Here is a 15,683-nt window from a genome sequence, read left to right on the forward strand (position 1 = left end):
TACCCTTTTCAGTATTCCGCTATCGTCAACGCCTGATTAGCGGTTGAACTTTATTATCAATAGCTTCTCGTGCCCGGAATATACGCGAACGTACCGTCCCTACCGGACAATCCATGATAGCGGCTATCTCTTCATAGCTTAGGCCATCAAGCTCCCGCAAAGTAATTGCCATACGTAAATCTTCCGGGAGCGATTCAATGGTACGAAAAACTATTTGTCTCAGTTCTTCTGACAACATTAAGTTCTCAGGGTTCGAAATTTCTTTCAGCGCCCCGCCGCTTTCGAAGTTTTCAGCCTCATTGGCATCAACATCGCTGGACGGTGGGCGACGACCCTGAGCAACCAGATAATTCTTCGCCGTGTTTACGGCGATACGATATAACCAGGTATAAAAAGCACTATCTCCCCGGAAAGAATCCAGCGCACGCCATGCCTTTACGAACGACTCCTGAACAACGTCCGGGATATCGCCCTGCGGCACGTAGCGGGAGACCAGGCTCGCGACCTTATGCTGATAGCGCACCACCAGCAGGTTAAACGCTTTCTGATCTCCTTTCTGGACCCGTTCGACGAGGACCTGATCCGTTAACTGCTCGCTCATCCGAGGTAATGTCTCCCCAAACCTAATTCCCATGCGTCTTCAAAGCACTACCCAATCACTGCATTATGAGCAAGCAGTCGATTGGAGTACCTGAAAACAATAAAGTTCCGTTACGCCTTTGATTTTTGTCTGGCAATGGCGGACGATTTGTTATCTCTCATTATATGTCCCGTTACTCAGCGCAGGTAAGATGATGAGGAAAAAGCGTAAGGTCCGCGAGAAGGGTAACGTAACACGGTTTATATTTCACTATAAAATCTGAAGCTAACGATCTGCTTCGCAAATATTTTCTTTCATTTCTCCCCCACCGCTTTAGCGCAGCATGTTTAGTTTCTGCAACCAACGGTAAAAAAAATGTACGATTCGTCACGACGTGGTGCTATTGTGGCTCAACTGTGTTTAGTAAATTAAACAAAGGCCATGAATACAACTCCTGAGTTCTTCTGTGATGTATTGATTATTGGCAGCGGCGCTGCCGGTTTGTCGCTTGCCTTGCGTTTAGCGGAGCACAGTTCGGTCACCGTACTGAGCAAAGGCCCGATCAGCGAAGGCTCCACTCTTTATGCGCAGGGCGGCATCGCCGCCGTCTTTGATGAAACGGACAGCATCGAATCTCACGTGGAGGATACGCTGATTGCCGGAGCGGGCCTGTGCGATCGTCACGCCGTCTCCTTCGTGGCGAGCAACGCCAAATCCTGCGTGCAGTGGCTTATCGATCAGGGCGTGCTGTTCGACACCCAGGTCCAGGCCAACGGCGAGGAGAGCTATCACCTGACGCGTGAAGGCGGCCACAGCCATCGCCGCATTCTCCACGCCGCCGATGCCACCGGTAAAGCGGTGGAAACCACCCTGGTGAGCCAGGCGCTTTCACACCCCAATATCCGCGTGCTCGAACGTAGCAATGCCGTCGATCTGATTATTTCTGACAAGATTGGCCTTCCCGGCGACCGTCGGGTCGTCGGGGCGTGGATCTGGAACCGTAATAAAGAAAAGGTTGAGACCTGGGGGGCGAAAGCCGTTGTTCTGGCAACCGGCGGAGCGGCCAAGGTGTATCAATACACCACGAACCCGGACGTATCCTCCGGCGACGGTATAGCCATGGCCTGGCGTGCGGGCTGCCGCGTCGCCAACCTGGAGTTCAATCAGTTCCACCCTACCGCGCTGTACCATCCGCAGGCGCGCAATTTCCTGCTGACCGAAGCGCTGCGCGGCGAAGGCGCTCACCTGAAGCGGCCGGACGGTTCACGCTTTATGCCCGATTTTGACGCCCGCGGCGAGCTGGCTCCGCGCGACGTCGTCGCCCGCGCCATTGACCATGAGATGAAGCGTCTCGGCGTTGACTGCATGTATCTGGATATCAGCCACAAGCCCGAAGCCTTTATTCGTCAGCACTTCCCGATGATCTACGAGAAGCTACTCGGTCTCGGTATCGACCTGACGAAAGAGCCGGTGCCGATCGTACCGGCGGCGCATTACACCTGCGGCGGGGTGATGGTAGATGATAACGGGCGGACCGATGTCGAGGGGTTGTATGCTATCGGTGAAGTCAGCTACACCGGGCTCCACGGCGCCAACCGCATGGCCTCCAACTCGCTGCTCGAATGCCTGGTCTACGGCTGGTCGGCCGCCGAAGATATTCGGCGCATCATGCCGCAGTCCCAGGCGGTTACCGACCTGCCGGCCTGGGACGAGAGCCAGGTTGAAATCCCCGATGAGCTGGTCGTTATCCAGCATAACTGGCACGAGCTGCGCCTGCTGATGTGGGACTACGTCGGGATTGTGCGCACAACCCGTCGCCTGGAGCGCGCCCTGCGGCGCATAACCATGCTGCAGCAGGAGCTCGACGAATACTATGCCCGCTTCCGCGTCTCCAACAACCTGCTGGAGCTGCGTAACCTGGTGCAGGTTGCCGAGCTGATTGTCCGCTGCGCGATGCTGCGCAAAGAGAGCCGCGGCCTGCACTATACGCTGGACTACCCGGATCTGCTGCCGGACAGCGGGCCGTCTGTTCTCACGCCGGACGCTCACATAAAGAGATAAAAGTCCTGGGTCAGCGCGGTAAATCCTTCGGAGTATTGCTGCTCTGGCCCACGGATAATCAGCCTGTCACTGAAGCACTCCCCCGCCGTCGGCGAGAAGGCAAGGAGCACCCGATGCGGCGCACGTATTTCCGTTTCCGCCACGTCGGTGCGTAAACGCAGATGCCACCCCATCGTTTGCGCGCGCCGGGCAAACGCGTCGCCAATATCCACCGGCAGCACCACGCAGAAAAATCCCTCCTCTGTGATACACTCAGCGGCACAGCTTAATAGCGTCACGTGATCGAGCGTGGTCGTATATCGCGCCTGTTCGCGCTGGGATGTTGCGCAGGGCACGCCTTCGGCAAAAAACGGCGGATTGCTGACAATCAGCTCATAGCGTCGGGTTTGCGGCGGCTGCCACTGCTGAATATCGGCTTGATGCACCTGGATGCGGGCGGGCCATGGCGAAGCAACGGCGTTTTCCCGCGCCTGTTCTGCCGCCTCTTCATCCAGTTCAACCGCATCCAGCGCCACCTGCTCCCCGGTACGCTGAGCCAGCATCAGGGCCAGCAGCCCGCTGCCGGTACCGATATCCAGCACGTGCTTAACCTGAGCAATCGGCGCCCACGCGCCGAGCAGAATACCGTCGGTACCCACTTTCATTGCGCAGCGGTCGTGAGCGACAAAGAATTGTTTAAACGTAAAACCATTGCGCGGCAGCGCAAACTTCGACTGAGACATCCTAACAACCTTGCGGGCAAAAACTCCTGAGCTTGAGGCTATGCACAATACCGGAGAACAGATAGCCTTACAAACAGATGAACATTGCGCCCGTAACGTCTATAATCGTCGGTCCACTCAGAGGTAGATAATGACTGTAACGACTTTTTCCGAACTTGAACTCGACGAAAACCTGCTGGAAGCCCTCCAGGAAAAAGGTTTCACACGCCCGACAGCCATTCAGGCCGCCGCTATTCCGCCTGCGCTCGATGGCCGTGATATTCTCGGTTCAGCCCCGACCGGCACCGGTAAAACAGCGGCGTATCTGCTGCCAGCGTTGCAGCACCTGCTTGATTTCCCGCGCAAGAAATCAGGGCCTCCGCGTATTCTGATCCTGACGCCAACCCGCGAGCTGGCGATGCAGGTTGCTGACCATGCGCGCGAACTGGCGGCGCACACCCATCTCGATATCGCCACCATCACCGGCGGCGTCGCGTACATGAACCACGCGGAAGTGTTCAGCGAAAACCAGGATATCGTGGTCGCCACCACCGGCCGCCTGCTGCAGTATATTAAAGAAGAAAACTTCGACTGCCGCGCCGTAGAAACGCTGATCCTCGATGAAGCGGATCGGATGCTGGATTTGGGCTTCGCTCAGGATATCGAACATATTGCCGGCGAAACCCGCTGGCGCAAGCAGACCATGCTGTTCTCCGCGACCCTCGAAGGCGATGCCATCAAAGATTTTGCCGAGCGTCTGCTGGAAGAGCCGGTGGAGGTGTCCGCATCCCCTTCCACCCGCGAGCGGAAGAAAATCCATCAGTGGTACTACCGCGCCGATGACGTTAAGCATAAAACCGCTCTGCTGATAAACCTGCTGCAACAGCCGGACGCCACCCGCTCTATCGTCTTTGTGCGCAAGCGCGAGCGCGTTCATGAGCTGGCATCCTGGCTGCGTGAAGCCGGTATCAATACCTGCTGGCTGGAAGGCGAAATGGTTCAGGCGAAGCGTAACGAAGCGATTAAGCGCATGACCGATGGCCGCATGAACGTGCTGATTGCTACCGACGTTGCCGCGCGCGGGATCGATATCCCGGACGTGAGCCACGTCTTCAACTTCGATATGCCGCGCACCGCGGATACCTATCTGCACCGTATCGGCCGAACCGGTCGTGCCGGGAAGAAAGGCGTGGCGATTTCTCTGGTTGAGGCACATGACCACCTGCTGCTGGGCAAAATCGGTCGCTACATTGACGAGCCGCTGAAGGCTCGCGTTATCGACGAACTGCGCCCTTCAACCCGTGCGCCGAGCGAGAAGCAAACCGGCAAGCCTTCCAAGAAGGTGCTGGCCAAACGCGCAGAGAAGAAAAAAGAGGAACAAGAAAAGCCGCGCGTGAAGAAACGTCACCGCGATGCTAAAAATGTCGGCAAGCGTCGTAAGCCGAGCGGCAGCGATAAGCCGCAGCAGTCGAGCTAAGAGTAAAAGAACGCCGGGATATCCCGGCGTTTTTGCATTTACGCCTGCGGTGACAGCGCCGCGGGGAGTGATATCGGGCGCAACCTTTGCTATCTGGCGCGTGAGTAAAAACCGCCAGCAGCGCACGGTTACGCTGTCTGCGGCGATTTCCGCGCTGCTTGGGATCACCGAGCCCGCGCTGTTTGGCGTCTTAACGCGCTATAAAAAAGCGTTCGTCGCGGCCACCGTTGCCAGTTCGCTGGCCTCGGCCTTTATCGCTTTCTTCGGCGTGCGGCTGTATGGCTACATTCTGTCGAGCATTTTTAGCCTGCCGGCTTACATCGGCCCCTACTTTATCTTTGCGCTGTCGGGCGTGGCGATCGCCATAGTATTGTCGTTCACCCTCACCACGCTGCTGGTAAGGCAGGAGCGCTAGCCTGAGATAATAAAAAACCCCCGGCTCGATTGAACCGGGGGTTTTTACTAACGCTTACAGACTTTCAGTGAAAGTACGTGCAATAACGTCGCGCTGCTGCTCTGGCGTCAGAGAGTTAAAACGTACCGCATAGCCGGATACGCGGATGGTCAGCTGCGGGTATTTCTCCGGATGTTCAACCGCATCCATCAGCGTTTCACGACGCAGGACGTTAACGTTCAGGTGCTGACCACCTTCAACGCGCACTTCCGGTTTAACGTCGAGCGGAATCTCACGGTATTCGATTTCGCCGAGCTTGTTCACCGCAACCACGTCATCTTCAGCAAAACCGCCTTTTGCACACAGGCAGCGCGCTTCGCCCTTTTCGCTATCCAGCAGCCAGAAAGAGTTCAGCAGGTCGTCGTTTGCCGCTTTAGTAATTTGGATACCTGTAATCATGTGATGCCTCCCTTAGGCAATATTTATTCGTTCTGTTGGCCCGTTCATGGCCAATTGGTAAAACCATTGTTGTATGAGTGTATATATATCAGCCGAACACTCGGCATTCATTGACCCAAATCAATAAAAACCACTAATTAAAAGTGGGTATGAAGGGATATTATTGTTTTACATCAAGTTACGCCATAGCGAATGCCAAATAATTTTGTAAATTTTCAACTATTTTTGCAGAGAACACGTCAGCAAAGCGGCAGAGATTTTGTTATGCAGAAAGAAGCCGTTAAGCTATAGCGATACCACTTTGCAGGAGAGCATGATGACCACCCCACTGACCTGGCACGACGTGCTGGCGGAAGAGAAGCAACAGCCCTATTTTGTGAATACCCTGAAAACCGTCGCCGAAGAGCGCCAGTCGGGCATTACGATTTACCCGCCGCAAAAAGATATTTTCAACGCCTTTCGCTATACCGAGATCGGGGATGTAAAAGTGGTTATTCTCGGGCAGGATCCCTATCACGGGCCGGGACAGGCGCACGGCCTGGCCTTTTCCGTACTGCCAGGGATCCAAACTCCGCCGTCGCTGTTGAATATGTATAAAGAGCTGGAGGGAACCATCCCTGGCTTCAGCCGTCCCACGCATGGTTATCTTGAAAGCTGGGCGCGCCAGGGCGTGCTGCTGCTCAATACGGTATTAACGGTGCGCGCGGGGCAGGCGCATTCTCATGCCAGCCTTGGCTGGGAAACCTTTACCGATAAGGTTATTTCGCTGATCAACGAGCATCGGGAAGGGGTTGTGTTTTTACTGTGGGGCGCGCACGCACAGAAGAAAGGTGCCATCATCGACCGCCAGCGCCACTGCGTGCTGAAGGCGCCGCATCCGTCCCCACTCTCCGCCCACCGGGGCTTTTTCGGCAGCAACCATTTTGTCCAGGCCAACCAGTGGCTGGCCGAACGCGGCGAAGCGCCGATTGACTGGATGCCGACCCTACCGGCCGCCGAGAAGTAGCCGGGTCCCGCGCCCGTTACGCTCAGCGTAAAAACAAAAATGCCAGCATTACGCTGGCATTTTTTTCAGACAGATCGGGCATCAGGCCTTGTTCTGGCGCCACCATTCGGCCAGCAGAACGCCGGTCGCGACGGAGACGTTCAGGCTTTCGACATTGCCGGTGCCTTCGATAGCTACGTTCAGATCCGCGCTGGAGATCGCCGCATCAGACAGACCATCGCTCTCCTGGCCTAACGCCAGCACCATTTTCTTCGGCAGCTCGGCTTTGTAGAGCGGCGTCCCGTTGTGGCTGGAGGTAGAAACAATCGCATAGCCCGCCGCGCGGAACTGCTCCATCGTGTCGAGGAAGCTATCGCCGGTAATCGGCTCTACGTGCTCGGCGCCGCCCTCTGCGGTACGAATGGCCGCACCGGATTCCAGCATGCCGGCATCCTGAACCACCACGCCCTTCACGCCGAAGTGGGCGCAGCTACGCATGATGGCGCCAAGATTGTGCGGGTTACCGACGTCTTCAAGCGCCAGTACGCAATCTTCTGCATCGGCCTTAGCGACCCACTGCGCAACGGAAGTCCCGTTACGTTTCTTAATCAAGAAGCAAACCCCACCGTGGTGCTCGGTGCCGGATGCTTTCGCCAGCTCGGCTTCGTCAACCACGTGATAGGCTTTACGGTTGGCCGCCATCCAGCGCAGGGCTTCTTTAAAGCGCGGGGTGACGCTCTGCACGAACCAGGCGCGAACGATAGCGTCCGGACGGCTCTGGAAAAGCGCCTGGCAGGCATTTTCGCCATACACGCGGGTCTCTTCCGCACGCTGACGGCGCAGCACTTCCGGATCGATAAAGCTTTTACCGCTGATCCCGCCGTGATCCGGCTTGGCTGCGGCTTCGTCATTCGGTGCACGTGAAACGGTACGCCACGGGGAGCCCCCATCACGATCGAAATCATCGCGTTTACGATCGTCACGTTTGCGGTCATCACCGCGGCTGTTTCTTTCATCGCGGGCAGGGCGGCTACGGCCGTCAACACGAGATTTTCCTGGGCGCCCTCCCCCTTTCCCGGTACGCGGGTTATGGGTGCGTCTGTCAGAATCATCATCACTGCGGACATACATCACTTTGACCTTGCCGCTTTTATTTTTCAGTTCGTCGCTCATCAATTTTCTCCACCTGCGCTGCGCGAAGCGCGCAGATTACCCGATGTATCACCGCTTCGCCATTATTTCGTTTAAAAGATAGGGTCTATCGTATTCATCGAACAAAATGCATTGTCGTTTAACGGTACCTAATCGATAATATGTAACATTACAGATACAAATCGGCCACGTGCCGCGCTGCAACCCATAACCAGAGGTTAGTTATGAATACCGTTTGTGCCAGTTGTCAGGCTCTCAACCGCATCCCCGACGATCGTAGCGCCGATGGCGCTAAGTGCGGGCGCTGCGGCCACGATCTTTTTGACGGCGACGTCATCAACGCGACCGGGGCAATGCTGGATAAACTGCTGAAGGACGATCTGCCGGTTGTTGTCGATTTCTGGGCCCCGTGGTGCGGACCCTGCCGTAATTTCGCCCCGATCTTTGAAGACGTTGCGGAGGAACGCAGCGGCCAAATGCGCTTCGTGAAGGTCAATACCGAAGCTGAACGTGAGCTGAGCGCGCGTTTTCGCATTCGCAGCATTCCGACCATTATGATGTTTAAAAACGGCGAAGTCATCGACATGCTGAACGGAGCGGTACCTAAGGCACCGTTCGACAGCTGGCTTAACGAGGCCAACCAGCAGTAAACCTGACGGGGCAGCGCTTGTGCCCCGTTTTCTCCTCTGCGACAATGGCGTTTTCTTTTAGCGACACCCCATGATTGATAACGCCGTTCTTCGCCTGCGTGCCGAACGCCTCGCGCGCGCGACCCGACCTTTTCTTGCTCGCGGTAATCGAGTCCACCGCTGCCAGCGCTGTTTGCTGCCGTTGAAGCAGTGCCTGTGCGCAACCCTCGCCCCCGCAGCGGCCAGCAGCCGCTTTTGCCTGGTGATGTTCGATACCGAGCCGATGAAGCCAAGCAACACCGGGCGCCTTATCGCCGATATCCTGCCGGACACCAAAGCGTTTCAGTGGTCACGAACCGAACCGCCGCAGGCGCTGCTCGATCTGGTCGCCGATCCTGATTACCAGCCAATGGTCGTTTTCCCGGCGTCATATGCCGGAACGGAGCGCGAGGTGCTGAACTCGCCGCCTGCGGGTAAACCGCCGCTATTTATTATGCTCGACGGCACCTGGACCGAAGCGCGAAAAATGTTCCGTAAAAGCCCGTACCTTGACGCGCTGCCGGTCATTTCCGTCGATCTTTCACGTATTTCGGCCTATCACCTGAGAGAGGCCCACGCTGAGGGGCAATACTGTACGGCGGAAGTGGCCATTGCCCTGCTGGATCTCGCCGGAGACACAAACGCCGCGGGCGCGCTCGGGGATCACTTTAGCCTGTTCAGAAGCCGCTACCTGGCAGGAAAGACGCAGCATAAGGGCAGTATCACAGCACAAGAGGCGGAAAGCGTTTAAAATCATCCGGTCACTGGGGATCAAAGGAGACCGGTATGAGCCAACGAGGCCTGGAAGCACTATTGCGGCCAAAATCGATCGCCGTCATTGGCGCGTCAATGAAACCACAGCGTGCCGGTTATCTGATGATGCGCAACCTGCTGGCCGGCGGCTTTAACGGCCCGGTCCTGCCGGTCACTCCGGCATGGAAAGCCGTTCAGGGCGTGCTGGCATGGCCGACTATCGACAGCCTGCCGTTTACTCCCGATCTTGCCGTACTCTGCACCAACGCCCGGCGAAACCTTGAGCTGCTTGAAGCTCTGGGGCAAAAGGGCTGCAAAACCTGCATTATCCTCTCCTCCCCGCCGGAGCAGTATCCGGCGCTGCTCGAGCGTGCCGCCCGCTATCAGATGCGGCTGCTGGGCCCAAACAGTCTCGGACTGCTGGCGCCCTGGCAAGGGCTGAATGCCAGCTTTTCGCCGGTGCCGATTCGCCGGGGCAAGCTGGCGTTTATCTCTCAGTCCGCCGCGGTGTCGAATACCATTCTTGACTGGGCGCAGCAGCGCGAGATGGGTTTCTCATACTTTATTGCGCTGGGCGACAGCCTGGATATCGACGTTGACGATCTGCTCGATTTCCTTGCCCGCGATAGCAAAACCAGCGCCATTCTGCTCTATCTCGAACATCTCAGCGACGCCCGCCGCTTTGTTTCCGCGGCCCGAAGCGCATCGCGCAATAAGCCAATTCTGGTGATTAAAAGCGGGCGCAGCCCGGCGGCGCAAAAGCTGCTGCACGTCAACTCGGGGATGGATCCGGCCTGGGACGCCGCGATTCAGCGCGCGGGCCTGCTGCGGGTGCAGGATACCCATGAGCTCTTCTCCGCCGTCGAGACGCTGAGCCATATGCGCCCTCTGCGGGGCGAGAAATTAATGATAGTCAGCAACGGCGCGGCCCCTGCGGCGCTGGCGCTGGACGAACTTTGGCTGCGCAATGGTAAACTCGCGTCGCTAAGCGATGAGACCGGCGACAGGCTGCGGCAGGCGCTGCCGGGAAGTATCGATATCGCTAACCCGCTGGATCTGCGCGATGATGCCAGCAGCGAGCACTATCTCAAGGCGCTCAACGTGCTGCTGGATAGCCAGGATTATGATGCCCTGCAGGTCATTCACTCTCCGAGCGCGGCCGCGCCGGGAACCGAAAGCGCGCTGGCGCTGATTGACGCCTTAAAAAACCATCCGCGCGGCAAGTACGTTACGGTGCTGACGAACTGGTGCGGCGAATATTCGTCTCAGGAAGCCCGACGCCTGTTCAGCGATGCGGGTCTGCCAACCTACCGTACACCGGAAGGTACCATTACTGCCTTTATGCATATGGTGGAGTACCGACGTAACCAGAAGCAGCTGCGGGAAACGCCGGTGCTTTCGGATACGGTGACGGCTAACACTGCAGAAGCCCATACGCTGCTGCAGCGGGCAATAACCGAAGGCGCAAGTACCTTAGATACCCACGAAGTCAGCCCCGTGCTGCGCGCCTATGGCATCCATACCCTGCCGACGTGGATTGCCGCCGACAGCGCCGAGGCGGTGCACATCGCCGAGCAAATTGGCTACCCGGTTGCGCTGAAGCTGCGTTCCCCGGATATCCCGCACAAGTCAGAAGTTCAGGGCGTAATGCTCTATCTGCGTACCGCCGCCGAAGTACAGCAGGCGGCAGATGCTATTTTTGACCGGGTCAAAATGACCTGGCCCCAGGCGCGTATTCATGGCCTGCTGGTACAAAGCATGGCAAATCGCGCCGGAGCGCAGGAGCTGCGGGTGGTCGTTGAACAGGATCCGGTCTTCGGTCCGCTGATTATGCTGGGTGAAGGCGGCGTCGAATGGCGCGCGGAGGATCAGGCCGCCGTCGCCCTGCCGCCGCTCAATATGAACCTGGCCCGCTACCTGGTGATCCAGGCGATCAAAAGCAAAAAGATCCGTGGCCGCAGCGCCCTGCGCCCGCTGGATATCTCCGGCTTAAGCCAGCTGCTGGTTCAGGTGTCGAACCTTGTCGTCGACTGCCCGGAGATCCAGCGGCTGGACATCCACCCTCTGCTGGCGTCCGGCAACGAGTTTACCGCGCTCGACGTGACGCTGGGCCTTGCCCCGTTCACCGGCGATAGCGAAAGCCGGCTGGCGATACGCCCTTATCCCCAGCAGCAGGAGGAGTGGGTGGTGTTGAAAAATGGTGAACGCTGCCTGTTCCGCCCAATTTTGCCCGAAGATGAACCGCAGCTGCTGGCCTTTATCGCTCAGGTGACCAAAGAAGATCTCTATTACCGCTACTTCAGCGAGATCAATGAATTTACTCACGATGATTTAGCCAATATGACGCAGATCGACTACGATCGAGAAATGGCCTTTGTTGCGGTACGCGCGAGCCCAGAGGGAGATGAGATCCTCGGCGTTACGCGCGCGATTTCCGATCCCGATAACATTGATGCGGAATTCGCCGTCCTGGTCCGCTCCGATTTGAAGGGATTAGGTTTAGGCCGCCGGCTGATGGAAAAGCTGATTACCTATACGCAAAGCCACGGTCTGCAGCGGTTAAACGGGATCACAATGCCCAATAACAGGGGGATGATTGCTCTTGCCAGGAAGCTTGGCTTTAAGGTGGATATTCAGCTGGAAGACGGGATTGTCAGCCTGTCCCTGCAATTTTCAGCGCAACAATCATAAACTGACGACCGCAATTGTTGACTACTTTAGCGGGTAGTAATGTTATTATTGCCCGCTTACGTCGTCTGCATGGTACAGAAGACCCTTCAATAAACAGAGAAGAAACGCACTGTGATGTTGTCAAAATTTAAGCGTAATAAACATCAACAACACCTTGCCCAACTCCCTAAGCTTTCTCAGTCAGTTGATGATATCGAGTTCTTTTACGCTCCCGCAGATTTTCGGCAAGCGTTACTGGCAAAGATAGCTCACGCCACCCAGCGTATTTGCATTATTGCGCTCTATCTGGAGCAAGATGATGGCGGCAAAGGAATTCTGCAGGCACTCTATGACGCCAAACGCCAGCGTCCAGAATTAGATGTTCGTATCCTGGTTGACTGGCACCGAGCCCAGCGCGGGCGCATTGGCGCTGCGGCAGCCAACACCAACGCCGACTGGTACTGCCGCATGGCGCAGGAAAATCCTGGTGTTGATATCCCGGTTTACGGCGTGCCGGTGAATACCCGCGAAGCCCTCGGCGTACTGCATTTTAAAGGTTTCATCGTTGATGACTGCGTGCTCTACAGCGGCGCAAGCCTGAATGATGTTTATCTTCATCAGCACGATAAGTATCGCTACGATCGCTATCAGTGCATTCGCAACCGCAAAATGGCCGACGTGATGTTCGACTGGGTCGAGCATCATCTGGTCGAAGGCCGTGGCGTGAATCGCCTCGACAGACCCGATCGCCCAAAAAGCCCGGAAATTAAAAATGATATCCGTCAGTACCGCCAGGAACTTCGAGACAGCGGCTATCATTATGTCGGCGATGCGGAAAACGATAGTCTGTCGGTAACGCCGCTGGTCGGCCTCGGGAAATCAAGCCTGCTGAACAAAACCATCTTTCATCTGATGCCCTGCGCGGAGCGGAAGCTGACTATCTGTACGCCGTACTTTAACCTTCCAGCTCTGCTGGTGCGTAATATCATCCAGCTGCTGCGCAGCGGGAAGACGGTAGAAATTATCGTCGGCGATAAGACGGCAAACGACTTCTATATTCCTGAAGATCAGCCGTTTAAGATTATCGGCGCGCTCCCCTATCTGTATGAGATCAACCTACGCCGCTTCCTGAGCCGGCTGCAGTACTATGTCAACACCGATCAGCTGATTGTCCGTTTGTGGAAGGATGACGATAACAGCTATCACCTGAAAGGCATGTGGGTTGATGACGAATGGATGCTGCTGACCGGCAATAATCTTAATCCGCGCGCCTGGCGCCTCGATCTGGAAAACGCCATTCTTATCCACGATCCGCAGCACCAGCTTGGCGCGATGCGTGAAAAAGAGCTGCATCTGATTCGCCAGCATACGACGGTGGTTAAGCACTATCGCGACCTGCAAAGCATCGCCGAGTATCCGGTAAAAGTGCGTAAGCTGATTCGCCGCCTGAGGCGCATCCGTATCGACCGGCTTATCAGCCGTATTCTCTGAATTCCAGCCCCGCTTCGCCGGGGCTTTTTTATGGGATCGTTATGCGTAAAGTCATCATCATCGCTCCTCTGCTGCTGAGCGGCTGTAGCCATATGGCCAATGATTCATGGCGCGGCCAGGATAAGGCCCAGCACTTTCTCGCCTCAGCCATGCTCTCTGCAGCGGGTAACGAATACGCGCAGCATCAGGGTTACAGCCGCGATCGCAGCGCCGCCATCGGCTTTATGTTTTCGGTAAGCCTGGGCGCATCGAAGGAGCTGTGGGATAGCCGCCCGGCGGGGAGCGGCTGGAGCTGGAAAGATTTTGCCTGGGACGTGGCCGGCGCCACAACCGGCTACGCGGTGTGGCAGCTGACGCATCTGTAATATCTACAGGCGTAATCCCTTGCCCTTACGGTGTAGCATCAGGGAGACGAAGAAAGCTAACGCTCCCATGACGGTGACATACCAGTAAAACGCGTGTTCTGCTCCGACTGATTTTAACAGCAATGCGACATATTCAGCCGAGCCGCCGAACAGCGCATTAGCGACCGCGTAGGATAACCCCACGCCTAGTGCACGTACCTGAGCCGGGAACATCTCCGCCTTCAAAATACCGCTGATCGAGGTATAGAAACTGACGATCAGTAAGGCGCACATAACCAGCGCGAATGCGGCATACGGTGAAGTGACATTTTGCAATGCGCTCAGAATCGGTACGGTAAAGAGGGTCACGAGTACGCCGAAACAGAGCATTGAGGTTCGCCGACCAATCCTGTCCGATAGCGCACCAAATAGCGGCTGAGCCAGCATATAGAAAAACAGAGCGGCGGTCATAATCATGCTGGCCGTACTGGCGCTCATCCCTGCCGTATTGACCAGGTATTTCTGCATATAGGTCGTAAAGGTGTAAAAACTTAGTGAGCCGGCGGCGGTAAAGCCCAGCACCATCATGAATGCCCGGCGATGACGCCACAATCCTTTAAAGGATCCCGCTTCTTTCAGCGCCCGGGTCTCCTGCTGCGAAGTTTCATCCAGCTGACGCCGGAGCCATAGCGCCACTACCGCCAGTACAGCTCCCAGCGCAAAAGGAATACGCCATCCCCAGGCGTGCAGCTGTTCATCGCTGAGAATCTGCTGCAGCGCCACCACCACCAGGACCGCCAGCAGCTGCCCGCCGATAAGCGTTACGTACTGGAAGGATGCGTAGAAGCCTTTCTTCCCCTCAACGGCAACCTCACTCATGTAGGTTGCGCTGGTTCCGTATTCACCGCCGACCGAGATACCCTGGAAAAGGCGGGCCAGCAGCAGGAGTACGGGAGCCCATGTGCCGATCGTCGCGTAGCCCGGCAGGCAGGCAATAACCAGCGAGCCCATGCACATCATGCACACCGAGATAAGCATCGAAGCCTTGCGGCCACGGCGATCGGCAATACGGCCAAACAGCCATCCGCCGATGGGGCGCATCAGGAAGCCGGCGGCGAATACGCCTGCGGTTTGTAGCAGCTGGGTGGTGGTGTTTCCTGAGGGGAAGAAGATATGCGCAAAATAGAGAGAGCAGAATGAGTAGACATAAAAATCAAACCATTCAACCAAATTCCCCGAGGATGCCCCAACAATCGCCCATATGCGACGGCGGGTATCAGCGTGTTTCAGCGATCCCCGTTCGTTAATACTGCTTTCTACCATTGTTATTCTGCTCCAGCAAAGACTGCAATCTGTCTCGTCGGGCGTACCACGTCACTTAGACAAATCAATTAGTAAGACAAATGTTATATAATTGTTATATTTTTATATGTGATTTAACTCACATTTATTTTCGTCATGCGGGTATTCGGAATGAACGATAAAGCAGGAGCGGGGATAGAGTGAAATATGGGGGTGAGGCGGCGTCAGTAGGCTTTTATGTTGCAGTTTGCGGCGAATGAGATCGCCCAGTGTCCTATCCGGACGGCGTCCGGCCGCTTTTCCTGAACCGCAGACAACAAAAAACCCCATGCCTGCGCATGAGGTTTCTTTGTTTGATGCCTGACAGTTGTATGCCGGGCCTCCTGCCCGCCACCCTCCGGGCAGCACTGCGTGCTGTGCAAATTCGTTCCCGACGAATTTGTCCTCCTCAGGAGAGCGCTTACCGACAAACAACAGATAAAACAAAAGGCCCAGTCTTTCGACTGAGCCTTTTGCTTTATTTGATGCCTGGCAGTTCCCTACTCTCACATGGGGAGACCCCACACTACCATCGGCGCTACGGCGTTTCACTTCTGAGTTCGGCATGGGGTCAGGTGGGACCACCGCGCTATTGCCGCCAGGCAAA

13 protein-coding genes, 1 rRNA gene and 1 pseudogene are annotated in these 15,683 nt (G+C 56.3%); 9 read left to right on the top strand and 6 right to left on the bottom strand.

The annotated features are described in order from the left end of the window. Nucleotides 1-25 precede the first annotated feature (25 nt). Complete coding sequence (rpoE, locus tag GVK32_RS11495; RefSeq protein ID WP_041146760.1) at nucleotides 26-601, bottom strand: RNA polymerase sigma factor RpoE; 576 nt, start codon at nucleotides 599-601, stop codon at nucleotides 26-28. A 420-nt stretch (nucleotides 602-1,021) separates the two neighbouring features. On the opposite strand from rpoE, the gene nadB reads away from it, so the two are divergent. Next, nucleotides 1,022-2,641, top strand: a complete 1,620-nt coding sequence (gene nadB / locus GVK32_RS11500) for an L-aspartate oxidase (RefSeq protein WP_159867998.1) — start codon at nucleotides 1,022-1,024, stop codon at nucleotides 2,639-2,641. Here nadB and GVK32_RS11505 read toward each other — a convergent pair. Further along, nucleotides 2,626-3,363, bottom strand: coding sequence for a tRNA1(Val) (adenine(37)-N6)-methyltransferase (locus GVK32_RS11505; RefSeq protein ID WP_123710382.1), 738 nt, complete (start codon nucleotides 3,361-3,363; stop codon nucleotides 2,626-2,628). The genes nadB and GVK32_RS11505 overlap by 16 nt on opposite strands. A 130-nt stretch (nucleotides 3,364-3,493) precedes the next feature. On the opposite strand from GVK32_RS11505, the gene srmB reads away from it, so the two are divergent. Both srmB and GVK32_RS11515 read left to right on the top strand, forming a co-directional pair. Further along, nucleotides 3,494-4,819, top strand: a complete 1,326-nt coding sequence (gene srmB, locus GVK32_RS11510; RefSeq protein WP_159868001.1) for an ATP-dependent RNA helicase SrmB — start codon at nucleotides 3,494-3,496, stop codon at nucleotides 4,817-4,819. A gap of 70 nt (nucleotides 4,820-4,889) precedes the next feature. Next, nucleotides 4,890-5,234 (top strand): annotated as a pseudogene (locus GVK32_RS11515) (PTS transporter subunit EIIC); the annotation flags it as partial. 54 nt (nucleotides 5,235-5,288) lie between these two features. Here the strand turns inward: GVK32_RS11515 and grcA are convergent. Continuing rightward, nucleotides 5,289-5,672 (bottom strand): autonomous glycyl radical cofactor GrcA, encoded by a 384-nt coding sequence (gene grcA, locus GVK32_RS11520; RefSeq protein ID WP_076947771.1) that lies wholly within the window; start codon nucleotides 5,670-5,672, stop codon nucleotides 5,289-5,291. A 316-nt stretch (nucleotides 5,673-5,988) separates the two neighbouring features. On the opposite strand from grcA, the gene ung reads away from it, so the two are divergent. Beyond that, the gene (ung, locus tag GVK32_RS11525; protein WP_159868037.1) at nucleotides 5,989-6,678 is read left to right on the top strand and encodes a uracil-DNA glycosylase; all 690 of its coding nucleotides are present in this window, start codon (nucleotides 5,989-5,991) and stop codon (nucleotides 6,676-6,678) included. An 81-nt stretch (nucleotides 6,679-6,759) separates the two neighbouring features. Here the strand turns inward: ung and GVK32_RS11530 are convergent, their stop codons facing one another. Further along, nucleotides 6,760-7,830 (bottom strand): tRNA/rRNA methyltransferase, encoded by a 1,071-nt coding sequence (locus GVK32_RS11530; protein WP_159868004.1) that lies wholly within the window; start codon nucleotides 7,828-7,830, stop codon nucleotides 6,760-6,762. A gap of 203 nt (nucleotides 7,831-8,033) precedes the next feature. Between GVK32_RS11530 and trxC the strand changes: the two genes are divergently transcribed. The 5 genes from trxC to GVK32_RS11555 all read left to right on the top strand — a co-directional run bounded on the left by trxC (nucleotide 8,034) and on the right by GVK32_RS11555 (nucleotide 13,756). Further along, nucleotides 8,034-8,459 carry a thioredoxin TrxC gene (gene trxC, locus GVK32_RS11535; protein ID WP_041146770.1) on the top strand — a complete coding sequence of 142 codons (426 nt, stop codon included), beginning with the start codon at nucleotides 8,034-8,036 and terminating at the stop codon, nucleotides 8,457-8,459. A 70-nt stretch (nucleotides 8,460-8,529) separates the two neighbouring features. After that, nucleotides 8,530-9,228, top strand: a complete 699-nt coding sequence (tapT, locus tag GVK32_RS11540; protein WP_159868007.1) for a tRNA-uridine aminocarboxypropyltransferase — start codon at nucleotides 8,530-8,532, stop codon at nucleotides 9,226-9,228. A 35-nt stretch (nucleotides 9,229-9,263) separates the two neighbouring features. After that, the gene (gene pat, locus GVK32_RS11545) at nucleotides 9,264-11,921 is read left to right on the top strand and encodes a protein lysine acetyltransferase (RefSeq protein ID WP_159868010.1); all 2,658 of its coding nucleotides are present in this window, start codon (nucleotides 9,264-9,266) and stop codon (nucleotides 11,919-11,921) included. Nucleotides 11,922-12,035: 114 nt separating this feature from the next. Beyond that, nucleotides 12,036-13,391 carry a CDP-diacylglycerol--serine O-phosphatidyltransferase gene (gene pssA / locus GVK32_RS11550; RefSeq protein WP_159868040.1) on the top strand — a complete coding sequence of 452 codons (1,356 nt, stop codon included), beginning with the start codon at nucleotides 12,036-12,038 and terminating at the stop codon, nucleotides 13,389-13,391. Nucleotides 13,392-13,432: 41 nt separating this feature from the next. Further along, complete coding sequence (locus GVK32_RS11555; RefSeq protein WP_159868013.1) at nucleotides 13,433-13,756, top strand: YfiM family lipoprotein; 324 nt, start codon at nucleotides 13,433-13,435, stop codon at nucleotides 13,754-13,756. Nucleotides 13,757-13,759: 3 nt separating this feature from the next. Here GVK32_RS11555 and GVK32_RS11560 read toward each other — a convergent pair whose 3' ends face one another. Beyond that, nucleotides 13,760-15,058, bottom strand: coding sequence for an MFS transporter (locus GVK32_RS11560; RefSeq protein ID WP_159868016.1), 1,299 nt, complete (start codon nucleotides 15,056-15,058; stop codon nucleotides 13,760-13,762). A 505-nt stretch (nucleotides 15,059-15,563) separates the two neighbouring features. Continuing rightward, nucleotides 15,564-15,679 (bottom strand): 5S ribosomal RNA (gene rrf / locus GVK32_RS11565). Between the last annotated feature and the right edge of the window lie 4 nt (nucleotides 15,680-15,683).

Origin of the sequence: Klebsiella sp. 18074, from assembly GCF_902705905.1 — a bacterium.
In the GTDB taxonomy this organism is placed as follows: Bacteria; Pseudomonadota; Gammaproteobacteria; order Enterobacterales; family Enterobacteriaceae; genus Klebsiella; species Klebsiella terrigena.